This window comes from Calothrix sp. CCY 0018, assembly GCF_963920925.1.
Classification (GTDB): domain Bacteria; phylum Cyanobacteriota; class Cyanobacteriia; order Cyanobacteriales; family Nostocaceae; genus Rivularia.
Genome location: NZ_CAWUDI010000003.1, coordinates 108,399 through 134,408 on the forward strand (window position 1 = coordinate 108,399; position 26,010 = coordinate 134,408).

24 protein-coding genes are annotated in these 26,010 nt (G+C 38.9%); 12 read left to right on the top strand and 12 right to left on the bottom strand.

Annotated features, from left to right (window positions below; translation table 11 throughout):
* Positions 1-92 precede the first annotated feature (92 nt).
* A complete protein-coding gene (gene ftsH / locus ACM03V_RS03110) occupies positions 93-1,991 on the bottom strand; it encodes an ATP-dependent zinc metalloprotease FtsH (RefSeq protein ID WP_414619290.1) in 1,899 nt (632 codons plus the stop codon).
* A gap of 469 nt (positions 1,992-2,460) precedes the next feature.
* Between ftsH and ACM03V_RS03115 the strand changes: the two genes are divergently transcribed.
* Positions 2,461-3,003 (top strand): NADPH-dependent FMN reductase, encoded by a 543-nt coding sequence (locus ACM03V_RS03115; RefSeq protein ID WP_414619291.1) that lies wholly within the window; start codon positions 2,461-2,463, stop codon positions 3,001-3,003.
* A 139-nt stretch (positions 3,004-3,142) separates the two neighbouring features.
* Positions 3,143-3,718 (top strand): Uma2 family endonuclease, encoded by a 576-nt coding sequence (locus ACM03V_RS03120; protein WP_414619292.1) that lies wholly within the window; start codon positions 3,143-3,145, stop codon positions 3,716-3,718.
* A 202-nt stretch (positions 3,719-3,920) separates the two neighbouring features.
* Here the strand turns inward: ACM03V_RS03120 and ACM03V_RS03125 are convergent, their stop codons facing one another.
* A complete protein-coding gene (locus tag ACM03V_RS03125; RefSeq protein WP_414619293.1) occupies positions 3,921-4,070 on the bottom strand; it encodes a hypothetical protein in 150 nt (49 codons plus the stop codon).
* Here ACM03V_RS03125 and ACM03V_RS03130 point away from each other — a divergent pair.
* The gene (locus tag ACM03V_RS03130; RefSeq protein ID WP_414619294.1) at positions 4,061-4,690 is read left to right on the top strand and encodes a type I restriction endonuclease subunit R; all 630 of its coding nucleotides are present in this window, start codon (positions 4,061-4,063) and stop codon (positions 4,688-4,690) included. The genes ACM03V_RS03125 and ACM03V_RS03130 overlap by 10 nt on opposite strands.
* 98 nt (positions 4,691-4,788) lie before the next feature.
* Here the strand turns inward: ACM03V_RS03130 and ACM03V_RS03135 are convergent, their stop codons facing one another.
* From ACM03V_RS03135 to ACM03V_RS03155, 5 genes are all read right to left on the bottom strand, one after another.
* The gene (locus ACM03V_RS03135) at positions 4,789-5,004 is read right to left on the bottom strand and encodes a tyrosine-type recombinase/integrase (RefSeq protein ID WP_414619415.1); all 216 of its coding nucleotides are present in this window, start codon (positions 5,002-5,004) and stop codon (positions 4,789-4,791) included.
* A gap of 166 nt (positions 5,005-5,170) precedes the next feature.
* Positions 5,171-6,310 carry a cytochrome P450 gene (locus ACM03V_RS03140; RefSeq protein WP_414619295.1) on the bottom strand — a complete coding sequence of 380 codons (1,140 nt, stop codon included), beginning with the start codon at positions 6,308-6,310 and terminating at the stop codon, positions 5,171-5,173.
* A 111-nt stretch (positions 6,311-6,421) separates the two neighbouring features.
* Positions 6,422-6,859 carry a small multi-drug export protein gene (locus tag ACM03V_RS03145; RefSeq protein WP_414619296.1) on the bottom strand — a complete coding sequence of 146 codons (438 nt, stop codon included), beginning with the start codon at positions 6,857-6,859 and terminating at the stop codon, positions 6,422-6,424.
* A gap of 127 nt (positions 6,860-6,986) precedes the next feature.
* On the bottom strand, positions 6,987-7,556 hold the full coding sequence (locus ACM03V_RS03150) for a TetR/AcrR family transcriptional regulator (protein WP_414619297.1): 570 nt from the start codon (positions 7,554-7,556) through the stop codon (positions 6,987-6,989).
* A 470-nt stretch (positions 7,557-8,026) separates the two neighbouring features.
* Positions 8,027-8,200, bottom strand: coding sequence for a type II toxin-antitoxin system Phd/YefM family antitoxin (locus ACM03V_RS03155; protein WP_414619298.1), 174 nt, complete (start codon positions 8,198-8,200; stop codon positions 8,027-8,029).
* Positions 8,201-8,548: 348 nt separating this feature from the next.
* Here ACM03V_RS03155 and ACM03V_RS03160 point away from each other — a divergent pair, with 348 nt between their 5' ends.
* Entirely contained in the window at positions 8,549-8,746 is a 198-nt protein-coding gene (locus ACM03V_RS03160; protein WP_414619299.1) for a hypothetical protein, read from the top strand.
* Positions 8,743-9,264 carry a chloramphenicol phosphotransferase CPT family protein gene (locus ACM03V_RS03165; protein WP_414619300.1) on the top strand — a complete coding sequence of 174 codons (522 nt, stop codon included), beginning with the start codon at positions 8,743-8,745 and terminating at the stop codon, positions 9,262-9,264. The genes ACM03V_RS03160 and ACM03V_RS03165 overlap by 4 nt, the downstream gene beginning before the upstream one ends.
* 701 nt (positions 9,265-9,965) lie before the next feature.
* Here ACM03V_RS03165 and ACM03V_RS03170 read toward each other — a convergent pair.
* Complete coding sequence (locus ACM03V_RS03170; RefSeq protein ID WP_414619301.1) at positions 9,966-11,276, bottom strand: aminopeptidase P N-terminal domain-containing protein; 1,311 nt, start codon at positions 11,274-11,276, stop codon at positions 9,966-9,968.
* 390 nt (positions 11,277-11,666) lie between these two features.
* Between ACM03V_RS03170 and ACM03V_RS03175 the strand changes: the two genes are divergently transcribed.
* The 4 genes from ACM03V_RS03175 to ACM03V_RS03190 all read left to right on the top strand — a co-directional run bounded on the left by ACM03V_RS03175 (position 11,667) and on the right by ACM03V_RS03190 (position 17,059).
* A complete protein-coding gene (locus ACM03V_RS03175; RefSeq protein ID WP_414619302.1) occupies positions 11,667-12,866 on the top strand; it encodes an acyltransferase family protein in 1,200 nt (399 codons plus the stop codon).
* Positions 12,867-13,132: 266 nt separating this feature from the next.
* Positions 13,133-14,332 (top strand): FG-GAP repeat domain-containing protein, encoded by a 1,200-nt coding sequence (locus tag ACM03V_RS03180; protein ID WP_414619303.1) that lies wholly within the window; start codon positions 13,133-13,135, stop codon positions 14,330-14,332.
* Positions 14,333-14,929: 597 nt separating this feature from the next.
* Positions 14,930-16,153, top strand: a complete 1,224-nt coding sequence (locus ACM03V_RS03185) for an FG-GAP repeat domain-containing protein (protein WP_414619304.1) — start codon at positions 14,930-14,932, stop codon at positions 16,151-16,153.
* Between the two features lie 282 nt (positions 16,154-16,435).
* Entirely contained in the window at positions 16,436-17,059 is a 624-nt protein-coding gene (locus ACM03V_RS03190; protein ID WP_414619305.1) for a Uma2 family endonuclease, read from the top strand.
* On the opposite strand, the gene ACM03V_RS03195 is transcribed toward ACM03V_RS03190, so the two are convergent.
* From ACM03V_RS03195 to ACM03V_RS03210, 4 genes are all read right to left on the bottom strand, one after another.
* Complete coding sequence (locus tag ACM03V_RS03195) at positions 17,056-17,238, bottom strand: hypothetical protein (protein ID WP_414619306.1); 183 nt, start codon at positions 17,236-17,238, stop codon at positions 17,056-17,058. The genes ACM03V_RS03190 and ACM03V_RS03195 overlap by 4 nt on opposite strands.
* A gap of 243 nt (positions 17,239-17,481) precedes the next feature.
* Positions 17,482-19,194 carry a caspase family protein gene (locus ACM03V_RS03200; protein ID WP_414619307.1) on the bottom strand — a complete coding sequence of 571 codons (1,713 nt, stop codon included), beginning with the start codon at positions 19,192-19,194 and terminating at the stop codon, positions 17,482-17,484.
* A gap of 9 nt (positions 19,195-19,203) precedes the next feature.
* On the bottom strand, positions 19,204-19,599 hold the full coding sequence (locus ACM03V_RS03205) for a sugar ABC transporter permease (protein ID WP_414619308.1): 396 nt from the start codon (positions 19,597-19,599) through the stop codon (positions 19,204-19,206).
* A 1,086-nt stretch (positions 19,600-20,685) separates the two neighbouring features.
* On the bottom strand, positions 20,686-21,894 hold the full coding sequence (locus ACM03V_RS03210; protein WP_414619416.1) for a bifunctional sterol desaturase/short chain dehydrogenase: 1,209 nt from the start codon (positions 21,892-21,894) through the stop codon (positions 20,686-20,688).
* Between the two features lie 336 nt (positions 21,895-22,230).
* On the opposite strand from ACM03V_RS03210, the gene ACM03V_RS03215 reads away from it, so the two are divergent.
* The 3 genes from ACM03V_RS03215 to ACM03V_RS03225 all read left to right on the top strand — a co-directional run bounded on the left by ACM03V_RS03215 (position 22,231) and on the right by ACM03V_RS03225 (position 26,009).
* Positions 22,231-23,643, top strand: coding sequence for a PQQ-dependent sugar dehydrogenase (locus tag ACM03V_RS03215; protein WP_414619309.1), 1,413 nt, complete (start codon positions 22,231-22,233; stop codon positions 23,641-23,643).
* A 182-nt stretch (positions 23,644-23,825) separates the two neighbouring features.
* Complete coding sequence (locus ACM03V_RS03220) at positions 23,826-24,770, top strand: SMP-30/gluconolactonase/LRE family protein (protein WP_414619310.1); 945 nt, start codon at positions 23,826-23,828, stop codon at positions 24,768-24,770.
* A 330-nt stretch (positions 24,771-25,100) separates the two neighbouring features.
* Positions 25,101-26,009, top strand: a complete 909-nt coding sequence (locus tag ACM03V_RS03225; RefSeq protein WP_414619311.1) for a DUF4380 domain-containing protein — start codon at positions 25,101-25,103, stop codon at positions 26,007-26,009.
* Position 26,010: the final 1 nt, after the last annotated feature.

Consider the following 26,010-nt stretch of genomic DNA (forward strand, 5'->3'; position numbering starts at 1 on the left):
ATAATTATAGAAACCCGGCTTTTCCAATAAAAAACCGGGTTTCTAATTTACTACTAACAATTAACAACTAACAACTAACCACTAACTACTAACTACTTAGTACTAATCACCAATTTACTTGCTGGTAACTCGGTATATTCAGAAACTATTTTACGAAACTGTTCGCCTTCTATAGTCTCTTGTTCAATTAGTAAATCAACAAGACGATCTAATAATGCCCGGTTTTCTCGCATAATTTGACGGGCTTCTTGATAGCAGGAAAGAGCAATTTCTCGCACTTTTTTATCGATTTGGGTAGCCATGTCTTCGGAATACTCGTTGCGATTCCCCCAATCTCCACCCAAAAATACGTCTCGATTCTGACTTTCTAAGGCTACTAGTCCTAAATTGGACATTCCAAACATTGTGACCATTTTCCTCGCGAGATTTGTCACCTGTTTCAAATCATTACTAGCACCACCCGTAATTTCTTTATCACCAAAGACTTCGGCTTCTGATGCCCTTCCTCCCAGCGTCATGGTAATATTATCTTTGAGCCAAGCTTTACTATATAAACCGCTATCAATTATCTCTTCATTAGGTGTCTGTTGGGAAAAACCACCAACTCCACCGGAACGAGGAATAATTGTCACTTTATTTAACGGATCTGCGTTTTTCAAAAGTGTCGCTAGTAAAGCGTGTCCAACTTCGTGATAAGCAATTAACCGCTTTTTCTTACTATCCAACAGCGGATTTAAAGTTAAGCCAATAGTTAACCTGTCAATCGCATCGTCAATCTCTATTTGTGTAATTGTTTCCTTGCGTCTTCTTGCAGTTAAAATCGCTGCTTCATTAAGAAGGTTGGCTAAATCTGCTCCGGTAAAACCCGGAGTGCGACGAGCTACAACATCTAAAGAAACTGAAGGGTCAAGTTTCTTATTACGAGCGTGAACCTGTAAAATTGACAAACGTCCTTTTCGATCCGGTGCATCAACTATCACCTGTCTGTCAAAACGTCCGGGACGTAAAAGCGCTGCATCCAGTACGTCAGGGCGGTTTGTCGCTGCAATAATGATGATACCGTTGTTACCTTCAAAACCATCCATCTCCGTAAGTAGCTGGTTTAAAGTTTGCTCGCGCTCGTCATTACCACCACCGATACCGGCTCCCCGCTGTCTTCCCACAGCGTCAATTTCGTCAATAAATATCAAGCAAGGAGCGTTTTCTTTGGCTTTCTTAAATAAATCTCGAACGCGGGAAGCACCAACACCCACGAACATCTCCACAAATTCCGAACCGGAAATACTAAAGAAAGGTACTCCCGCTTCTCCAGCGATCGCCTTTGCAAGTAAAGTTTTACCAGTACCCGGAGGGCCAACCAATAATACACCTTTGGGAATTCTTGCGCCAACAGCAGTAAATTTCTCTGGCTGCTTAAGGAAAGTCACAACTTCACCAAGTTCTTCCTTGGCTTCTTCTATCCCCGCTACATCATCAAACATAATCCCAGTTTTGGCTTCTATCTGAAAACGAGCTTTGGATTTACCAAAATTCATCGCTTGAGAAGAAGCATTGGTTGTACGACGCAAAAACAGCAGCATCAAAGCAACCAAAGGCAAAATCCACATTAAGTTGAATAACAAAGAAACAGCCACCCTGCTATTCTCAGAGTTGGTTTCTCCAAAATCAACTTTCTTTTCTACTAGTTGATTAATTAACTCGCGGTTGTCATCCAAAAGCTTAACTTGTCTGGGTTTGTCCGCATCTTCTTCCGCTAAATATACCTTAGCTATCCGCTCAGTTTCATCAATCTCTACTCGCTTAACTTCACCCTGCTCAACTTTGGAAAGCAATTCGCCGTAACTAAGTTGGTTGTCCTTCTTCTGCTGAGCTAAGGCTTGCGTTCCACCCAAAGCCCCAGACAACAGCAAACTGGCTGAGAGCAACCCACTAAGAACTTTACTCTTAAGAGCCGAATTTTTAGTTAACGCTTTTTTGTCAAAATTAATCATAGATAGTTGCCCTTTGTCTGTTGCCGTAAAATTGGGTTAATTTTTATTGTGGTCTTCAACAATTCAAATAATTGTATTCTCAATAATAAAAGTGTAGCTTCTACAAAAAAAATACGTTTCCCATTTTTTTCATCCGATCGCTAACTTTTCGGGACGCATACTTTAAACTTTTATAATCAATACATCTTAATAGTAACTATTTTTACACATTTTCGACCCATAACCACCGTCCCCATAGCATCCAATTGTCATAAAAACAACTATTTGACACTATAAATCATTAATCGTTAAGATAATCATAGTCGTAATGACTTCAAGTTAATTATAACTATCAGCTTTTCTGTTGGCAATTGGATGGGGATTTAAACCCCAATTGCGGCGATGGGGTATTTAACCCGCTCTTCCGCTAAAAGCTAAAAGCTAAAAGCTGGATAAAGTATTTAAGTAAATTGGGAGTTAGAGAGAAAACATGGTGAAGATAGTTGGAATTGCCGGAAGTTTGAGAGCCGAATCTAATACTCATCAAGCATTGGCTATAGCAGTGCAAAGAGTAGAGGCTTTGGGTGCCGAGGTAGAAATTCTGGATTTAAGGCAAATGAACTTACCATTTTGTGATGGGGGAGACGAGTATCCAGAATATCCAGACGTGAAGCGATTGCAGTCAACGGTAAAGCAAGCCGACGGGTTAATATTAGCAACACCAGAATACCACGGTGGAATGAGCGGAGTGTTGAAAAACGCTTTAGATTTAATGAGCTTTGAAGAATTGTCCGATAAAGTAGTGGGAAATATCAGTATTTTAGGCGGGCAATCGAATAGTAACTCACTCAATCAAATGCGTATTGTCATGCGCTGGGTACACGCTTGGGTAATTCCCGAACAAATTGCCATTGGGCAAGCTTGGAAAGAATTTGACAAAGAAGGTAAACTTTTAGACGAAAAATTGTCCCAACGTCTGGATAAATTTGCCCAGAGTTTAGTTGAGAATACTCGGAAATTGCGCGGAGTTTAGTAAGAGGGGGAGAGGGGGGAGATGGGGAGATGGGGAGATGATGATTTTTATTAATTCCTTACTCCTAACTACTAACTCCTAACTTTCCCCTTCCCAATTCCTTAAAATAAAAGAACCACGCACTGGTAATTTAAATAATATGAATACTACTTTTGAATTAGACCTTCATAACATCAACTTAACTGACGAGCAATTTTTTCAACTTTGTCAGAATAATCCAGATGTAAGGTTTGAGCGCACAGCTTCGGGGGAATTAATTATTATGCCACCAACGGGAAGTATTACCAGCGACAGAAATGCCGATTTAACTTGTCAGTTAAGGAATTGGAATCAGAAATATAAATTAGGAAAATCTTTCGACTCTTCTGGTGGTTTCAAACTTCCTAACGGTGCAGAGCGATCGCCGGATGCGTCTTGGGTGAAAATGGAAAGATGGGATGTTTTGACAGAAGAAGAGCAAGAAAGATTTGCTCCCCTATGTCCCGATTTTATAGTTGAATTAATGTCTCCTAGCGACACTTTGGAGAAAACCAGAGCCAAAATGAGGGAATATATGGAAAATGGCGCTTCTTTAGGATGGTTAATTAATCGCAAGCAGAAGCAAATAGAAATTTATCGTTTGAATAAAAAAGTTGAAATTTTAGAATCACCACAAACACTTTCCGGAGAAGATGTTTTACCAGGGTTTGTGTTGGATTTGGCAGAAATTTGGTAATTTTTAACTCTTAACTCCATGTCCTAACGGACACGCTTTGCGAACACTCCTAAGCATTCCCAAAAATAAAAGAATATCCCCGTTATTTTTTGCTTGATAAGTTGTGAGATTCTCAATCGTCTTGGCTCTTCTGGGTCTAGGGGGATGACCATAGATAAGTAGTCTTGCGTCGATTCGTGTTCCATACAAAATGGAAAAGCTATCAACCCAAAATTCCTAGAGGTGCCAACATGACTATTATCACTCCTGATGGGTTCGTCGTGGAGGAAAGCCCTTCTCGCGCCATGCACGAACCCAATCTTACACTCTGGATCAGCGAAGCAGGAGGGCTGACCCACTTCGGTGCGTTCATCTGGCATTACCAAAGCAATTACCAATCTGACACAAGCCCATGCGAAGCTGGATGTTTCGCCTAGTTCAGATGCTAATTTTTTTACCGAGTGGAAAGAGCCATTGCCCACCTTGAGCGATGCGGAAAAAGCCAAACTCGAACTCCTCAAGCGGAGATATCTTTACTACGCTGATAGTGGTGCAATTACGGAAGGTACTATTAACTTAATTCTACTCTCGCCCTTGCTAGAAACCCTCGGCTTTTTCGATCAACCGTACCAAGTCCGAAGTGAAAAATATATCCGTTTTGAAATTGAAGATGGGGATACCCAACTCGACGGGTTAATTGATGCCTTGGTAATCCGTGACAGTCTGTGGTTGATTGTGATTGAAAGTAAGCGTTACGGTTTTAGTGTTCGGCAAGCAATTCCCCAAACCCTTGCCTACATGATTGGTGCAAATACATCTCCCGTGTTTGCGTTGATTACGACGGGAGAGGATTATTTGTTTATTAAATGCGATCGTGGCGGCGTTCATGATTCCGCTCACTATGCTTTGTCGGATAAATTTACTCTCAGTACGGCTAAGGGGAATCAATTGTATACAGTTGCACAAATTTTAAAGCAGTTGGTCAGTGTGTAATTATTTTGTTTGATGAAAAACTGTAATTACTGTCAGCACTAGTGTTTTGGAGGCGACCGCCCTACAGGCTAGTAGGTCAAATCTGGCTATATCATAGTTTACCCATCCAAAGGACTAGAAACAGCTTTACCACGACGGTTAAGAGCGTGGGTATAAATCATGGTGGTTTTTACGTCTTTGTGTCCGAGTAATTCCTGAACGGTGCGGATGTCGTAGCCATTTTGTAATAAATGGGTTGCGAAACTGTGGCGAAATGTGTGACAACCCACCTTTTTTGAATTTTTGCGGCTCGCACTCGTAATCCGATGAGCGATTACCATTGGTCAAACCTTTGAAAATCGCTCAAAGTGTTTTGTCAGATTACTGGCTTAACCGCGTTTGCAACATTAAGAAGTTCACGCTCCCATTTATTGGTTGCCGAGCGATCGCATCTATCTGTGGCAAGGATAACGGTATATCAGATAGCTTAGCCTCTGATGGTTAAAGCAGAACAGGCAAGGACTTAAGGCCATGCACCCCCGTTGAGGGAATAAATTCCAGCGTGACGTTTGGGTCAATGCGTAGATTGGGCAGGCGTTTTAGCACAGCACTCAGCACGATTTTGCCTTGTAGACGAGCCAAGGGCGCACCCAAACAAAAGTGAATGCCATTACCAAAGGACAGATGTGGATTGGGATCGCGATCGACCACAAATTCATCTGGGCGATCAAACTGAGTCTCATCCCGATTGGCTGACCCCATCCAAACGATTACCATTTGTCCTGCTGGAATTGTCTGTCCCGCCAGTTGAGTTTCGACTTTGGTAAACCGTTCCATCCCCTGGACTGATGAGCGATAGCGCAATACTTCCTCGATCGCCAATGGTAGCAATTGAGGTTCCTGCTTCAGCCGCTCAAAGGCTTCTGGATATTCGTTAATGCAAAGAATGGCATTCCCCAGCAGGTTGGTTGTGGTTTCATTGCCAGCTATTAGCAGCAGCATACAGAAATCGACCAATTCTTGAGCCGTCAGGGTTTCACCAGCTTCGTGAGCGGCAATTAAATCACTAATCAAGTCTTTGCCAGGATTTTGTCGCCGTTGACCTAGCAGATGTCGGAAGTAATCAGCCATTGCTTTCGGTGCGCTCGGATCATACAGTACAACGCCATCTGACCAGCGTTTGAAGTCCTGCCGATCTTCAATGGGAACACCCAAAATTTCAGCGATCGCAATGATTGGCAGTGGAATTGCCAAGTCATGCATGAAGTCCATCCGCTCTTGACCATGAACTTTATCGATCAATTCATGGGTAAGTTGAGTCATGCGCGGTGCTAATTCTTCTACCCGACGAGCAGTGAATACTTTTGCAACGAGCGATCGCAGCGATTGATGCTTAGGTGGGTCAGTGTAGTTTAGACTTTGGGTCAAGTTCGTTTGCTCTGGTGGATGGGGAATTTTCGAGGAAAACGTCTGCCAGTCTGAAAATACTCGTTTCACATCCTCATAGCGAAACACCATCCAGCTTTGCTGCTCTGTGTCATAGAATACGGGCGATTCTCCGCGCATCTTGGCGTAGTAAGGAAACGGATTGCTAAAAAGTTCAGAGTTTGGCATTACACCCGATTGCTGATTTGTTTGCATGATGAATCTCCTTGTATATGAACAAAAATTTGCAGATTGAACCGAGCCAGATTCTTGCGATCTGACAGATGGGTGACAAACAAGTTAGAAACTGAATCTTGGAGTTGGAGCTTAATGGTGCGTGAACCAGCTCACGCCAGAGGCGATTACCACAGCCGTAAGCACGCCATAGAGAGTGATGCCAATCAATGAAAATAGGAGTATTCCTCTGGGATGAATACCGAATATCGGGGCAACAACGGCGATCGTCCAACTGCCAAGAATTGGGGTCATAAGAATCAGAAACCAGGTTCCATAGCGATCAAAGGCACGTTTTACTCTTTGTCCACCCCGTTTTTCCATCTGCAAAAACCAGAGGCGTAATCGAGGTATACGCATCAGGCGGCTATAGCCCCATAGCAGCAGAGGGATGGGCGTAAAGTTGCCAAATACTCCCCAAACCACAGATGAAACCGCATCCAGTTTCATTGCCATCCCCGCTGCAACTGCGGCGTAAACCTCAAAATAGGGAAAAAACCCAACTGACCAGGTTGTGAGTGCTTTGGTCATGTACTGAACTATCAGCATGATGAGTAGGTGATTTAAGGTGGTAAATCGTGAAAAACTTGCAGGACAAATTGACTGAGTGGACTGGAATCATCAGCGTTGAATCAACAGATTGAAAAAATTAGCTACCTCATTGGTCGGTTCGTGTCATCGCAAGCAACGTTTCCACAACTTGAGTGAGACGAGGTTCGTCTAGAGTGCCAACCTGGAAGATTTCTGAGAGCCACAAACCATCGGTCGCCAACAGAATAATCGTTGCCTTTGTGGGGTCAATCCCACTGGTTTCAATCCGCTGTCGTGACTGCTGTTCGTAGACTTTGGCAGCTTCAAATAGATTGGGCGAATCAGTCGCAATTGAGGAAAGGCGGGCAATTAATGCCAGCGATTGTTTGCTAAACCGTAGCGTTGCCCGAATGTATGCCCGCACCCACTGTCCTGGTGTTCCTGGTGCATCATCCTGGTCAAACTCAGTTTCCAGAACCGTTTCAAAATCCTGAATCAGTTGCTCAACCATACCTCCCATCAACGCATCCTTGTTAGGGAAATGATAGAGTAACCCTCCCTTGCTAACTCCAGCTTGTTTCGCAACAGCGTCTAGCGTTAACGCCTCAACACCTTTGTCAATGACAACTTGACTGGCAGCTCGCAGAAGTGCTTCACGAGTACCTGATCGAGATTTTGACTTTTTGGTAGTAGCCATAGAAAAGACCAAGAAAGTAGCAGGGAACACAGGTACAGCACAGCCCTGGACAATCAAGAGCTAGATTGCCAAAAGTATGGAAGTGCTTATAGATTAACTGTACCGTCTGGACGGTTTTTATGTCAACCATTTATAGCATCTAAATTTTTGATGGCTACAAATCGTGATACTGCAACCTTTTGTTTATTAAATGCGATCGCGATTCCGCTCACTATGCTTTGTCGGATAAATTTACTCTCAGTACGGCTAAGGGGAATCAACTGTATGTAGTTGCATAAATATTGAAGCGGTTGGTCAGCGTGTAATTATTTTGTTTGATGAAAAACTGTAATTACCTTCAGCACTAGTGTTTTGGAGGCGTTGGCGATAGCCACTCCCTCCGGGAGTACCGCCCTACAGGGTAGTAGGTCAAATCTGACCATATCATAGTTTAGCCATCCAAAGGACCGCGAACAGCTTTTCCACCACGGTTAAGAACGTGGGTATAAATCATGGGTTTCGTGAATTGCAGACCAGTCTTTTTCTGCCAGCAGTATCGCATTACCGCGATCGCCTTCAATAATAATCGGTTTACTCTCCTCTGCTGCTTGGTCAATTAACTGTTGTAAATTATTTTGGGCTTCGTGTACCGGAAGGGAAGACATAATCGTTTTTTCGTTTGACTATAAATTTACTGTAGCAAAGCGTAACCCAACTGATGATATGGGAAAATTTTTCAACAAATTTAGGAGATTGAGTATAATTTGCGATCGCTACTTGGGTGATGAGTCAACTTCATTCTCCCGCATAGTTAAAAAGTTGTGGGGTGAGTGTCCAGAGAGAATAAATATAATATTGTTTTATTTTGGTTGTCACCCCTAAGAATATTAAGGTGCGATCGCGGGGACTCTCCTGTATCGCATTATTTCTGAGTTTCCCGGTGGGCAATCGCATCTGGGTTGAAGCGAGTGATATACTAGCATGAAAAATACTCTCCACACCTGATGACTCAGATGGCAACCATTGGCATTACCAAAGCAATTACCAATCTGATAGAAGCCCATGCGAAGCTGGATGTTTCGCCTAGTTCAGATGCTAACTTTTTTACCGAGTGGAAAGAGCCATTGCCCACCTTGAGCGATGCGGAAAAAGCCAAACTCGAACTGCTCAAGCGGAGATATCTTTACTACGCTGATAGTGGGGCATTATGAAACAAGGTAAAGTCATTTTTCTCAACGGAACAAGCAGTTCAGGCAAATCCACCACAGCCAAACTTTTGCAGCAGCGTTTGGACGTAGCGTTTCTTCATGTGCAAATGGACGACTTTTTCAATATGGTTCCCGTCAAATACAAAGACGATGTTGAAGTTTGCGGAAGGATGTTAACTGGTTTTCATCATTCCATTTTGGCTTTAGTCAAGACAAATAACAATGTAATTGTTGACCATGTTCTTTTTCACGACGCTTGGCTAAAAGAATGTGCAGAGTTGTTACGAGACAATTATGTGATGTTTGTTGGCGTGCATTGCCCACTGCCCGAACTTAAACGTCGTGAAAAAGAAAGAGCAGACAGAGGCGAAGGTTGGGCGCGCGAGCAATACGAAGTCATTCATGCGGGCAAGGTTTATGATATAGAAATAGATACTTTTGCCTCAACACCGGAAGAATGTGTCGAGTCAATTATCGCTTTTTACACGAGTCAACAACCCAGCGCATTCAAGCAGTTGTAAGTCGTCAACAGCGAGATAACAAGGCGCTGCACCCGACCCCCGACCCCCGACCCCGCCTACAGCCTGCGCTCGTTCTTCACTCTGGCTTTCGGCGGCGGGTGAGCTTGGTCGTTAATATTCCCGATAAAAATAATCTGACCAAATTGCTATACTTCCAAAATTAACGCGATCGCTTGACACCGCAAAGGCTGGATGGTTCTGAACCAACTGGATCTAGGCTAAGTCGTCGCTAGCCTACACCAGCAATGATTTGTCCGATGGCGTTCGCGTAGGGTGTCACTTGCGACTCAGCCTCTCGGAACGAGAATCGCTTACCATAATTTGTCATTTGGCTCGCCTGGAAAAATATTTCTAAACAATTTCAGCTTGATTTAAAGTTCGCGATCGCGAAGTGCTGTCGCCTACGGCAGATCGCGATTCACTCTACTATGCGCTTTCAGATAAATTTACTCTCAGTACCGCCGGAGGTAATCAATTGTATACAGTTGCACAAGTACTGAAACGGTTGGTAAGTGTTTAATATTACGTTTAATCAAAAACTTGACGTTGTAATTGGCGTATTTGTTTTGAAGCAAGGTGGATTGAATCTGTGGGGTATTACAGTTTATCCATCCAAAGGGCTGCGAACAGCTTTTCCACCACGGTTGAGAACGTTGATGGTTGTTGAAGAATGGGTAATTGTCCACTGTCAACTATCCCACTTATCTTTCCATATGCTGAACTTCCTTATTGACTCCCTTCGTTAACACTTCACATCCCTCTTCTGTCACTAATACATCATCTTCAATCCGAATTCCGATTCCCATCCATTTTTCATCAACTTGCGGCTGTTCTTCTGCGGGTTTAGCTCCGGGTACAATATAAATTCCCGGTTCCACAGTTAAAACTTGTCCCGGTTGCAGAATTAACGGGTTATCTTTACCATGTTGATAAACTCCGACATCATGAACATCTAAGCCCAACCAATGTCCGGTGCGGTGCATATAATAAGGTTTGTATTTCTCTTCTTCAATTAATTTATCAACTTCACCTTTGAGAATACCTAATTCAACCATTCCTTCTACAAGTACCCGTAATGCGGTATCGTGAATTGAAGAGTAAGCATTTCCCGGCTTTACTTGTGCGATCGCCTGTTTTTGGGCTGATAAAACTAATTCGTATAAAATCTTTTGCTCTGCGGTAAATTTTCCTCCCACGGGAAAGGTGCGGGTAATATCTGAGTTGTAATAATCGTAGGAGCAACCAGCATCAATTAAAAGTAAATCTCCATCCTGCATTTGACGGTTGTTTTCGATGTAGTGAAGTATGCAGGAGTTGGCACCAGATGCGACAATAGAAGGATATGCTGGCCCCAAAGCACCATTTTTTCTAAAAATACGCTCCATCTCTGCTTGGATTTCGTATTCGTAAACTCCCGGTTTCGCCATTTCTTGAGCTACATTGTGGGCTTCTACGGCAATATCGGCAGCTTTCCGCATTAACGTTAACTCAGATTCGCTTTTAACTAAGCGCATACCATGTAAAATTGTACAGGTATCTTGAATTGCTGTGGGGCCAGTACCGCGTTTGGGATAAGTCCGTAATAATCTTTGGTAATGGGTGAGAACAGTATCGTTAAAAGGTTTATCTCTGCCCAAACGATAATAAATTTTGTCTGCGTTTAGTAGATATTGGGGTAATTTTTCATCTAATTCGTTGATGGGATAAGCTTCGTCAGCACCGTACTTTTCTTTGGCTGCATCAACCCCAGTTACATAACCGCTCCAAACTTCTTTAGTAATATCCTTTGGTTGGACAAACAAGATAAACTTGTGTTCTTCGTGGTGGGGAGCTAAAACCGCTACAGCTTCCCCTTCATTTAAACCAGTTAGATAGAAAAAGTCGCTATCTTGACGGTAAGCATATTCTACATCATTATGCATCACAGCCATAGGGGCACTGCGAAAAATTGCCGTACCGTTACCAATCTTTGACATTAATGCATCCCGTCGCTGCCGATACTCTGTTTGCATAGTTAACTAGTTATGTGTTGTTTCTATTTCTCCAAGGTAATACTATTTTAGATTTTAACAGCGGATGCTTTGTGTCGGATTTTTTTCGTTTTCGCCGAAATTGCATGGAGACGTAGCAATACGCCTAATTAACTTACAAAAAGCCCCCCTTAAATAAGGGGGGTTGGGGGGATCTAATTGTGTGGACTATTTTTTCGTTATTTATTGTTTCTATTCCCAGTTTTCTTCAACAAAGTACTAAATCCAAGCGCTAAAATGCCAATCTGGCAACCTCTTCACAAAAAAATAAACTTAAATATTTAGTATTTCATCTGAATTAAAGTCTATAAAACAGGGTTAATAGCAATTTGCATTTATCATTTTTAATTGAATTCAACTCAAATCATATAAATGCAATCAAATACTAATAAAAACAATCGCTTAGATGCACTATTAGCTCTACGCGGTTTTGCCTGTTTAATGGTAGTTACAATTCATTGCGCTCCACCCAGGAAATCAATAATTTACGGCAATGTTGATTTGAGTTGGATGATGTTTAGTCACGGCGCGATCGCAGTTTGGATTTTTTTCGTTTTATCGGGTTATTTGATGGGTAAGGTTTTTTATACGAAGCGCTACACTACTGATATTGCCGGAGTTATCAAATTTTGGCGAAATAGATTTTTGAGAATTTCCCCGCTATATTATTTTGCCGTACTAATTTTATCTATTTTCGTTTATCCAGAAATACTTAAATTTTCTAATTGGGGTTATCTATTAAGAATATGTACGTTTACTTATCATCCCTATATTAGTTTTGAGGCTGTTAAATTCAATGACGTATTTTGGTCTTTATCAACGGAGGTACAGTTTTATTTAATCATTCCTTTTGTTTATAGTTTGATTCAGAATCGTTTACATAATCAGAAAAAAGTCTTTATTGCTGGTTTGTTGATAATTATCACAACTTTTATTATTAGAGGATTAATTTGGATAAGTTTTCAAACTCAAATAACTCAAGAAATGGGATATGCCTTTAAATATTGGTACACTCCCTTAATCGTAAATTTAGATTTATTTTTATGTGGATTTTTAATTAATGGATTAATTCAAAATCGTAAACCAAATTTGAATCAAACAAAATCATTATTTACTAAAATATTTGCTGTAACACTAATAATTTTCTTATATTTATTCTCCGCACATCATTTATATTATCAAGAGTTATGGAATTTACCAAATCGTAGCGGTGGCTGGAGAACATTGACGACAATATTAATATTACAACCTTTAACGGCAATAATTACCTCATTTTTTATATTTGCTTTTGAAAAAGACGTTTATCACGAATTTATCAAACATGAAAAGTTATCATTCAGCACAATTTTAAAAAATCCTGTCAGAATACTAGAAATAGCTGGTAACTTATCCTACGGTATTTATATTTGGCATATGCCAATTATTACCAGAACTTATGACGTTTTTAACGCAGAAATTCCTATAGAAGCGTTTTATATCAGATTAACAGCAACCTTGTTTTTATCAACTGTATTAGCAACTGTTACTTACTACCTGGTTGAATTACCTTTTTCTAAATGGAAGAGGAAATAGGAAATGGGTAATTGCTAATTGATAACTCCTAATTCCTAACTCCTAACTTCCCTATTCCCTACTCCCTAACAATTTGTTTACTACAAACCAAATACCTAAATATAACTAATAGCAGTTGTAATTTTTGAAAAAGTAATTAGAGCGTGATTACATACAAAAAGTATCTTTGTTCAACATTTTAAAAAATTGCCAGATGTTCCAAATTAACAGAATCTTTATAAAAATAGAGATAAAAGTTAGAAGAAAGCTGGTAATTAATAAAAACAATGTTGGAATCTACAAATCCCTTAAAGAGTCATAGTGCATTACAATCTGCGTCAATTCAAGATAATAGTTTTGCTCCAAAAACCGATTTAAATACCTTAAATTTAAGTGGTTCTTCGCAGTCATTAAATAATGAAGTACTGACTTCTGATTTTGATGCTCAGCAGAATCCTAACCCTAGTCCTTATATTAGCAGTCCGGCTGTTTTTGCTGATTTTAATGGAGATGGTGTCCACGATAAATTCTGGCGTAATACTGCTACGGGTGAAAATGCTATTTGGTTGATGGATGGTGCTAATCCTACTGGTGCTGTTATCAATACTATGGGCACGGAATGGAATGAAACCATTGGTGATTTCAATGGTGATGGTAAAACCGATTTGATGTGGCGCAATGGAAGTACCGGGGAAAACCTTCTCTGGTTGATGGATGGTAGTACTATTGCTGCTGAAGGTGCTTTAGATACTTTGGGTGCTGAATGGGATTACAGCATTGCAGATTTCAATGGCGATAGTAAAACCGATTTATTATGGCGCAATAATACTACTGGTGAAAATGCCGGTTGGTTGATGGATGGTGTCAGCGTTTCTGGGGCTGATTTTCTACCTCAGTTAGATTCATCGTGGACACCTACCGTTGGTGAATTTAATCCTAACTTCAGTACCGATGTATTCTGGCATAACGAGCAGACTGGTGAAAATGCCATTTGGTTTATGAATGGATTAAATGCAGAAGCTACTCAACTAGAAACATTTGGTGCTGGCTGGAAGCTTGAAGAAGGTGATTTCGATGGTAACTTTACCACCGATATCCTTTGGGAAAATACTGCTACCGGCGAAACTAAGGTTTGGTTAATGAGCGGTTCAAATGTTACCGCAGCAGATTTACCAACTTTGGGTTCTGGTTATGAATCCAATATCGGCGATTTCAATGCTGATGGCAAAATGGACATCCTCTGGCGCAATCAGTCAACCGGAGAAAACACCGCTTGGATTATGAATGGCGCTACTGCTACCCCTGTTGACATCCCACAAGTTGGTGCTGAATGGGATGTAACTGTCGGCGACTACGACGGCGATGGCGATACAGACGTTTTCGGGCGCAATACTCAAACTGGTGAAAATATTCTTCTTAGAGTAACTGGCGCTGATGTCGCTCAAGAAGAGTTACCTACACTACCTACTGAATGGGTTTATAGTTAATTGGTAATGGGTAATAGGTAATAAAGGATTCAAAGTATTATTAGTTTAGAGGATGCGCGGGAAAGTCATAAATAAAACCCTAGACTTTCGAGATCCCCCTAAATCCCCCTTTTTTAAGGGGGACTTTAACCCCCCTTTTTAAGGGGGGAAGGGGGGATCAAAACGCTATAAAACCAACTTAGAAGACTTCTGTGTACACCGCAGCTTTTTTAAGGGGGGAAGGGGAGATCGAAGCAATAATGAGTTCTATATCTATACTTTTCAAACATCCTCTTAGAACTTTGTTTATCTTTTTCCTATATCTTTGAAGAAGCTGCTATCTAATATCTCAGCAAATTATTAGTATTTATTAACCCGGTTTTATCAATAAGCCGGGTTTTTCATCATAAATAACTCCTGAAAATATTATTTATCAATCTTTTTTTCTCAACTATTACCAATTACCAATTACCAATTACCAATTACTCATTACCTAAATCATCATACTAAAAATGTCCATCATCAACAACACTTAATAATAAATTATATGTTAGCCCTTAACAAAAAAAGTTGAAAAAATCAGTTAAAACTGATAAATATTAGCGATAAATAAACTCGATGTTTTCAACTGAAAATCTATATGGTGTATCTGAAAACGCTTTAGATACAGCATACACTTCCATTTCAAACAATACTTTTGACGAGAATATCTCTTTCGATAGCGATTTAATTTTAACTGGTGCTTCGGAATCGCTGTTAAATGATGATGGACTTGTAACTGGTAACAGAAACCCCAATCCTAATGCAGTATTTAGCGGTGCAGCAGTTGAAGTAGATTTCAACGGTGATGGTAAAATAGATAAATTTTGGCGTAATACCGAAACTGGTGAAACTGCTATTTGGTTAATGGATGGCGTTAATCCAAATGCAGAAATTATTAGGGATGTTGATGCATCTTGGGATTTCGCTTTTGCTGATTTCAATGCTGATAACAGAACGGATATTTTCTGGCGGAATCAAGCTACCGGAGAAAATGTCGTTTGGCAAATGGATGGTACTAATATCAGTTCCCAAGAAACAATTCAAAAAATTGATTCAAACTGGCAATTTAATATTGCCGAATTTAATGGCGATGGCAAAAGCGATATTCTTTGGCGCAATACCCAAACGGGTGAAAATGCGGCTTGGATAATGGATGGCAAAGATGTCACCAATGCTGCTTATCTACCTACCACCGATTTAATCTGGGATTACAATATTACTGATTTCAATAATGATGGTAAAACCGATGTATTTTGGCGCAATAGCGTAACGGGTGAAAACGCTGCTTGGTTTATGGATGGTACCAATGCAAATGGTTATGCCGTACAAGAATTAGACACTAGTTGGAATCCTACTTTTGGCGATTTCAACGGAGATTCTCGTGCTGATATTCTCTGGAGCAATCAAGCTAGCGGAGAGAATGAAGTTTGGGTTATGAGTGGTACTCTGTTTAACGATTTGATCTTCAATGAAGAAACATTAGATCAATTAAGTTCTGCTTGGCAAGCCAATACTGGCGATTTCAACGCTGACGGTAAAACAGATATTTTCTGGCATAATACCCAAACTGGTGAAAACACAGCTTGGTTAATGAATGGGGGAAATGTTTATACTAAAGCTTTCTTACCTTCCAACGATGTAACTTGGGAACCTAGCTTCGGAGATTACACCGGCAACGGTAAAACTGATGTTTTCTGGAGCAACAGTATAACTGGAGAAACTGCCATTTGGATGATGGATGGTACTATCGCTGAAGGTGAATATTTACCAACAAATGAACCAAGCTGGCAGATTTTTTAACAGTTAACAGTTAACTGTGAGTAGTTATCAATCAATTTGAATACTGTTCGCTAATTAGTAGTTAGTAGGTTGGGTTGAGGAACGTTCACCGCTAGGTGTGCCTGAGCCGCAGCAAAGCTGAACGGCACAACCCAACATTATAGCTGTTTTCATTTGAGTGTAATACAAATCATTTTTATACTATTTAGGATGGGTTTATAGCTCATCCTTTTTGATTTTCATGTATTCGAGGGAAAAGCTTTAAGTCATAATAAGAAGAGGAAATCTAAAATCTAAAATCTAATGACTCAAACCAAAATGATTCAGTCAATAGCTGAACATTTAACATTTGAAGAGTTTATCAAACAAAAGCCTTCAGAGGGGCTGTGGGAATTACATGATGGGGTGTTAGTAGAAATGGCTCAGCCGAAAGGAAAGCATGAAATTGTTGTTTCGCTAGTTAATGGCAACCTCACACTGGAGTTTAAAAGACTTGAGTTACCTTACGGCATCCCATCCAAAGCTCTCGTAAAATCAGCATTTAGCGAAGCCGCTTATCTGCCAGATGTACTACTGCTAAATCTAGATAATTTAAGCAATGAACCCTACTGGGATGATTATTCAACAGTTACTTTGGCAAAATCTATACCTTTAGTAATAGAAGTTGTTAGTACAAATTGGCGAGACGATTATTATAAAAAATATGGGGAATATTCAGGTATTGGGATACCGGAATATTGGATACTTGACTATCTAGGGTTAGGTGGAAAAGAGTTTACTGGCAATCCAAAGCAGCCTAGCGTAACTGTTTGTTTGTTAGATGATGAGTCAGAATACATCAAAAAAGTTTATCGAGGCAATGATGTAATTGAATCAAAATTATTTCCAGAATTAAAAATAACTGCTAATTATTTGCTTGGTGTTTAGCTGCTTTCTTTGCGTAACTCTTGCAACTCCCGACGATTTTCCCCATCTGGATCTTCCGGTATGGTACCTTGCGGCGACCAAAAACCATAGCGAATCATTTCTTCGAGGATAAATTCCTCTCTTCCTAAATTGCGTACTTGTTCGTAGAGTTTCTGACGGGTGCGTGGTTGTTCGGACATACCAATTTTGGATTTTAGATTTTGGATTTTGGATTGTTTCTATTTTAGAGTTCCCAGATTGTGGAAGAAATTAACGTGGTTTGTGTAGAGACGTTGCACTGCAACGTCTCCCCGTATTTTGGGTTGTATTAAGAATTAAGCTCGTAATAACGTTTGATTATATTAAATATTTCAAATCCTAAAAATTGCGTAGGTTGGGTTGAGGAACGAAACCCAACATTATCCTGGCTTTGTTGGGTTTCGTTATCGCTGGATCTGACATACAACCAACCCACCTAAACATCCACCACCAATTACATATGATGACATGACTTCGATAGAAGTTTGATCATCTATTATGCCAAAAAGCACCAATGACCAGGTTAGTATATATGTCAATAAAGCTCCCACTATAAAACCGACTATTTGTTGTTGTTTTTCTTGTTTATTATATTGTTTCTGCTGTCGCAGTTTCGGTCTTTCTCGGAGATGTTCTTGATATTGTTGTCTTTTTGTCCTCGGAGATTCATTTTGATCTTGTTGTCTTTGTCTTATCTGTAATTTTTCTCGGTATTCTACTTCTTTCTCATCTAGAATTGGTTTTTCAATCTGAGCTATATCTTCATCACTAAGTCCTAAAAACTGCTGGAAATCTTTGAGTTGATTGCGAACAGATTCATTGAGTGGGTATTTAGCTTCAACTGCTTGGACAAATTCCTCTTTATAACGGCGTACCTTATATTTATATTCTTGCGAACTTCTCTGGGCTTCTTCTTGTTCTCGTTGTAGTCTTTGCTGAGCTTCTTGTTCCTGTTGTTGTCGAAGTTGTTCTTGATATTCGGCTCTTTCCTGCTCTCGCTTTAATCTTTCCTCTTCCTGTTGCTGTTCATATTCAGCTTGCTTTGGAGCAAAAACTCGCTTTTCAATAACAGCAATATCTTCATCTTTAAGTCCCAAATATTGCTGATATTCTTTTATCTCTTTTTCTATTACTTGACTAAATGGATAATGTTTTTTAGCTGCTTCAATTAATGTTTGCTCATACTCATAACGTTTACGTTCGTATTCTCGATACGGCTGTAAAACCTCTTCTTTAATTGCATTTGCCTCTTCTGGAGATATATTTAATTCTTGGCGCTTCCCTTCCAAAATTCTCAAGGCAAAAATAGAAAAAGCACCTTGACTTTCTTGGGCACGACTTTCTACTTCCTGACGATATACTAGCTTGGGGTCATCTTTCGGTGACTTTGCTAATAAAATTTTATGCCCTTCCTTCACCGGATAGAATTCGGGAGTCATGGCTGGAGATGTTTCTTGCACTTTGCACTTTGCATAATCGTGCAACTCATCAATGCTTATCCAACCATCCGCATCTTTATCCGCAACACCCGTATCAATTCCTTCCACCAAATAGCGGGTATAAGTAGAAAGTTCGGAACCTTGTTGCTCGAAGGAATATTGAGTAGAAGTAGAAGAAGTGAGAATTGCTCTTCCTTTACCCCCTAATTGTTCTTGCACATTGACGCTACCATCATCTTTGACGCTCATTCCTTGCGCGATCGCACCACTAAAACAGCAGTCTAAGATAATTACCTGTCTTTGAGAACGGCTATCATTGATACTGTCATGTAAAGTCCTAGCTGCAACAGCCGAAGGTGTTACTAACTTGCCATTATCTTTTCTGGTGTCGCAGGTTGAAAAATACAGATTTCCCCTGTCATCTTTAATTCCATGACCGGAGAAGTAAAATAACAGTAAGTCATCTTTTCGACGATGAGCAAATAAATCGTAAATGGCATTTCTAATATCTTGCGGTTGAGGATTTTTTAATACCGTCACATCAGCATCATTGAAATCACCCATTTCTGTGTTTACCAGCACTTCTCGCATCGCTTCCACATCTTTAACGGCAGCAGGTAAAGGGTTTAATCCCGGTTGATATTCACTTACCCCAATCAGTAAAGCTATCTTAGCCATTTTACGACCCTAGACGCTTTTGGTATTATTGAGAAAATCTTCGGCTTGCTGCATCGCGAATGCAAACTCTTCTCTACTGCTAGCTTCTAAATTCAATTCTCTACCGTCGGGAGCTTTGAGTATTAACTTAATGGGTTTATTGCCAAAGCGATCGCGCAAAAAGCTAAAAACATTTTTTAGATGTGCTTTATCTAACAAAACTGTTTTTAACATTCCTAAAGCGTAGCCAGTCAGAGATTTAGAATTTTCGGGTACGGAAGCAACCTCTACTAGAGCAGCATCTTCTACCCCGTCTACATCTCTAATCTGTGGCAGTAAATTTTCTACTTCTGCTTGTAATTCTTCATCATCTAAACCTAGTTCTGAAAGAGAAATGGTTAGCTGAATATCGGATGTTGTAATCATGAAATAGCTGGAGTAATTTTATAGATTATAGATGTTTCGATAGTATTAATACAACAAAGCATCCGTGAAATCCGCAGTTTAATATAAAAATATCTTACAGCAACCTTGCCAAGTCCAATCTCTCCCCTTGTAAACCGGAGGCTTTCTCGCAGAGAAATCAATTGATGCGGCTAATAAACAAAGTACGTTAAAATTCACATCTTGCACCATTTTCAATTAGCTTTCACAAACGCCTTGGAATAAATTCCCAGGCTCAAACATAAAGTCTGATAAATCAGACTGGGCATAGGTTTTAGTGCTTTTTAACGTACTATGGCTAACGCCACGCTGAGCCGCACCCTCCGCGTGAAAGCTAACGTATATCACCCTTGAAATTAATTTCAAGGCCAGAATATTAGCTTGACGACATAGTGCAAGATATTAATCAAAAATAACTAATTAAATATTTCTAACAAAAACTTCTTAAGGTGATGTATTTCTATTGTTATTCCTCGAAATATTAAGCATCTGCAATCAATCATTCTGAACCGAACCTTCATCGGGTTTGTGTGGTAGCTCAGACAAAGGAAAATTAATTCTACCCAACTTAGCTGGTTCAACATGATTTAATCATTTATCTTCAACTCGATCGGATCTTAAATGAGTTGTAATTGTAAACTTTTCGGTAGGAAATATTTTCATCATTGCGCTGCAACGTCTTCACACATTTTGATTCTTATCGATAAATTTGTTACCATGACGGTTTAATGTAAATCAAATTTATAAAGCAATTCTTGTTCCAAAAATAAAATCGAAATTTTCGATTATTGGTGACGCTTTTCTGATATTATTATTTTATGAAAAATATTTTTTATAATAGGCATATTCGTTTCTCTAAAAATTTGATAAACATCCCATTATAAAAAATATCTTCATTATTCTATTATCCCACATCGCGAACATTGATGAAAAATATTTTAATTGAAACTATTTGATAATTTGGTTTTGTAATTTGATTTTGTAAATTCAACTAAGAATTGCATTCCCCAGTGGGATTGTCAACAACGAAAATCCAACCTGCATAGAATGAATGCAATCCCTAATTGGCTAAGCTTTACTAAAAACCAGGAAATACAACCAGGTACTCAATTCCTTCACCGGGAAAAAGATATACGTCAAAGGATTAATGGTAACGATAATATTGCGAAAATCCCGACGCGCTAAAAACAGAATTCCTTTCGCAACTTGTTCTGCTGACATCACCCCGTAAGGATTCAATTTACTCTTAAATGGCCCCAATATCAACTTACGAATCGTACAGGGGGAATTCAACCTTTTTAAAGTAATAATATTTCCCAAAGTTCTTTTACTCAATTCATACAATGGACTTAAAGCTGGGGATACTTCGGCTTCCGATGTATTAATCCAAATTTCTTTAGTTGCTTTCGCATCTGCTCCGGTAACGGTGGAGAAAAATACGTCCATTAATCTCACTGCTGAAAATGCATTTACTTCAAAAGATTTATCAATATCTTCTGGAGTACGGCTACCTAACACATTTACACCGTGGTTAATAATTAAAATATCAACTTTTCGTAAATGCTCTAATAATTCTGATTCTTTCCCAGATTCCCAAGCTACGGCACTTACTCTAGGTTGTTGTACAATTTTTTCGGGATTTGTAGTTAAAGCTAAAACTTTGGCATTATTTGCAATAAGTTCAGTTGTTAAAGCTTGTCCCAAACTACCGGATGCTCCAGTTATAGCAACGGTTTTACCTTTTACAGAAAGTGCAGTTCCCAAAATTTTATCTACCAAAGGAAATACACCACTATAATAAGCGTTTACGTCATCAAAATGATGCCGCCAGTGGTAAGTACGATTCACCCACCACACCGAAGGAATTACGTCTAAAGCTCCAGGCTTATGGGTATAGTCGGTTTCAACTTTACCCAAAAAATACCGTAACGACGCTCCATAAAGGAAAGTCGCAGCGTAAAGCACACCCAACCATAAACCCATCGGACGAAAAATAATTGCGATCGCGCTAATTATAACCAGCAGCAAAATAGATTCAACAATATCGTGATAAAGCTGAGAATCCTTATAAGCTTCCAAAGAAATGATCGATAAATCACGTTTGTACACCTGATGGTGTTTGTTGTGCCATTTAGCCAGCCATTTCACGTGATGGCAAGCAGCATGATAGCTATCCCTAACTACTTCGGCAATCAAAACCGAGAGAAATCCCCAAGCAACAAACTGCAAGCAAGCATACATTGCCACAACCCAATTAATTTGTAATCCTGCTCCCATCACGGTTTTAATCTCAGCTAATGTTTTTTCCGCATGTATTTTTGTTAAATACACCATACATCCTATTTATCGCTTATGAACTGGCAAAATTAAGGATATATAGGAACAGTTTAATATTTTACCTTTGTCGAAAATCGGGAATTGGGCATAATTATATTCGAGTAGGTTATATTAGGCTTCGGTCATAACGTACCGTTATGAAGAAGGTAAATATTAGCGATGAACAGTTAGAAGATGGTATCTGTTACAAAAATATTAATCAATCAATTATTGAAAATCAATCAAATAATAACTAAAAGAATAAGTCTATATGTAATTTTTTGTAGCTGCTTAATTTTGATATCAAATTTAGCTTTTTCTGGTATTTCTCATGCTCAGATAACTAACCCAATACCAAAAAAAATAGAGAAATCAAAATTAATTGTAGGTTTGCAAGAAATAGTACAAATTCCCGGTAGTGGAACTACACGTTCGGTTGCGCGATTGAATTTTTTAACTCATTCAGGTGACGGTAGCGGAAGGTTATTTGTTAATGATATGCGAGGTAAATTTTATGTAATTAATCAGGGTAAAGCTTCTTTATACATGAATTTTAAAAATTTGGTATGTTCGGGTTTTAGCTATGAAAATTCACAACAGGGCTTTTCCTATTTTGCGTTTCATCCAGAATTTGAAATTAATAGCATTTTTTATACTGTAAATACTGAAGAAAAAAACAACCGTATTCCCGATTTTGCTGTTACCAAAAAAATTTTTGATAATAAAAATAATACTGTAGAAAGTTCTCATCATGAAGTAATTCGGGAGTGGAAAGCTACTAACCCTGCGGCAAATACTTTTACCGGAACATTTAGAGAAATTCTGCGAATTGAACAACCATTCCCAGACCATAATATCGGACAATTGGGCTTTAATCCCAATGCTAAACCGGGGGATGCCGATTATGGTATGTTATATATTGCTTTAGCTGATGGAGGTAGTAATGGCTTCCCCGTAAGTGAAACAGATCCCCTCGATAACGCACAAAGTTTAAATACACCTTTGGGTAAAATTCTGCGGATAAATCCGAATGGTAACGATAGTGCCAATGGTAAATATGGTATTCCCAAAGATAATCCTTTTGTTAATAGTATAGATTCAAAAATATTAGGGGAAATTTGGGCTTATGGGCTGCGTAATCCCCATCGTTTTAGTTGGGATACGGGTGGTAATGGTAAAATGCTGTCTGTTGATACCGGACAAGCTTTTATAGAAGAAGTTGATTTGATTGTCAAAGGTGGTAATTATGGATGGGGAAATCGTGAAGGGACTTGGGTTATTAAAGAAGATAACGAAAATACTCTTTTTGATTTACCTGAAAATGATGATAAATATAATTATACTTATCCGGTAGCTCAATATGACCATGATATTCCCAAGGATTATGAAGGTTTTTATGGAATTGCAATTACGGGTGGTTATGTATATAGAGGTAAAGCGATTCCCGAATTAATCGGTGAATATATTTTTGCAGATTTTGGTAACGATGCCCGTTTTTTTCACGTACCCGTAGACAAGCTTATAAATGGTAAGCAAGCACAGATAAAAGAACTTAAACTTTTTGATGGTAAAAAAGAAGCTAGTTTTCTAGAAATTATTGGTAGCAAACGTTCTGATGTACGATTTGGGATAGATGAAGCAGGAGAAATTTACGTGACATCAAAAAGCGATGGAAAAGTAAGAAAACTCGTACCTGTTAAAAACAATTAGAATATAAAGTTATATTTTCTCCCGAGCTTGAAATCAATTTCAAAACTGCATATAGGATTACTCCGCAGATTTTTGTTAGTGTAGAGTGTGTTACCGCGAAGCGTAACGCACCGTCTTATATAAGTTTCGGTACTATATCAAACGAAATAGAAAAGTTAATGCCAGCAAGGTGAATTATAAAAATGATAAAAAATACTTTCCGAATAGCCACATATAGTTTACTACTAGGCTTGTTAAGTTTACAGTCAAGCTGTGGAAATACTCACGCTAATACATCTGAAACATCAGATATTGTCGATGATAATACCAAGGTAGAAAAGTTATTCGATGGATTCAAGTTTACGGAAGGTCCGGTTTGGAATCCCGAAGGATTTTTACTTTTTAGCGATATTCCAGCAGATGCTATATATAAGTGGAATACTAAAGATAAACCAACTGTATTTCGTCGTCCTTCTGGAAATACCAATGGTAATGCTTATGATAATCAAGGACGTTTAATTAGCGCTCAACATAACCGCAAACTTACACGTACCGAAAAAGATGGTAAAGTCACCGTTCTAGCAGAACGCTATGAGAATAAACTTCTTAATAGTCCTAACGATATTGCAGTGAAGTCAGATGATAGTATTTATTTTACCGACCCTCCCTACGGAATTAAAAATGTTGAGGAAGAATTAGGATTTTATGGTATTTATCGTTGGCAACCAAACGGAAATTTAACTCTGTTAAATAAAGAAATGGTACGTCCGAATGGAATTGCTTTCTCTCCCGATGAAAAAAAATTATATGTAAGTGATTCGGAAAAATTACATATCCAGGTTTTTGATGTTAAACCAGATGGGACTTTAAGTAAAGGTAGAGTATTTGCAGAATTACCTGGGGAAAAAGGTGTTCCCGATGGTATGAAAGTAGATGTTAAAGGCAATATCTACTGTACGGGTTCTGGAGGTGTCTGGATTTTTTCACCAACTGGTAAATTTCTCGACAAAATTAACGTTCCTGAAAACGCTACAAATTTAGCTTGGGGTAATAAAGACTATAAAACACTTTATATCACAGCAGGCAATAGCGTTTATCGAATTCCTTTGAATGTTGCAGGAATACAGCCTGGGAGTAGCGATAAGTAATTTTTTTCAACGCAAAGGAGCGCAAAGGTTTACGCAAAGGAGCGCAGAGTTTGTTTTTTTTATGACAATCTGTATTGATATAACATCGGGTTTTTCTAAATAAAAATACTCATTTTGCAATTTTTTAGTGATTTTATTTACCAATAAAATATCTTTCGGTAATAAATAATTAATAATAGCAATATTTGCAAATCAATTATATCTTTCAATTTAAATAAAATCAAAAAAAATGAATATTCTTAGCTACATTAACCTTAAATACGTACTATTATTTTGTTTGGGATTATTCTTAGCAGGAATTTGTTATTTAATAGTAAACGCTAATATAATATGTCAGAAAAAATTACAGTTACAAAAACCAATTATCAAGGCTGGGAAGATTCTTATGTTTTAAGTAACTCCCAAGTAGAAGCAATTATAGTTCCAGCAATTGGCAGAATAATGCAATTTCGCTTTCAAGGTGGAGAAAATACATTTTGGGAAGATTCCCAGATATACGGTAAGATACCAAATTCCAAATCTGAAGAATGGGATAACTTCGGTGGTGATAAAACTTGGCCAGCACCCCAATCTGAATGGGAACAAATTACGAAAATAAGTTGGCCACCACCTACTACATTTGATTCGGTACCAGTTAAGCCTGAACTCGAAAATAACGAATTAACGTTAATTTCAGAAATTGACCCATTTTACGGGATTAGATTCTACCGCAAAATTACACTCGAACCAAATCAACCAATAATGAAAATCACCACCACTTTTGAAAAAGTCAAAGGTGATTCACAACAAGTTTCCGTTTGGACGATTACACAGTTAAACGAACCAGTTTCAGTCTACGCAGCAATACCCCAAAACTCGATTTTTCCTCAAGGTTATAACCAGCAATCTGATGACTTACCAGCTAACTTGAAAATAGATAACGGTATTTTATCCTTAAAGCGCGATCGCGAAAAAGCCCATAAAATTGGCAGCGATGCCAGTACATTATTATGGGTTGGCGAAAAAACCGCAATTCGCATGGATTCACCAAGAATAGATAAAGCAAATTATCCCGACAATAATAGTAATTCCGAAATTTACACCAATTACGATCCAAAAGCTTACGTTGAGTTAGAATTCCTTAGTCCGTTAAAAACTTTGCAATTAGGCGAAAAAATCGACTTAACTGTCACGTACACTTTATTTAAAACCACATCAGAAAATCTTGAGGAACAAGTAAGGAAGATTCTGGGAAGTTGAC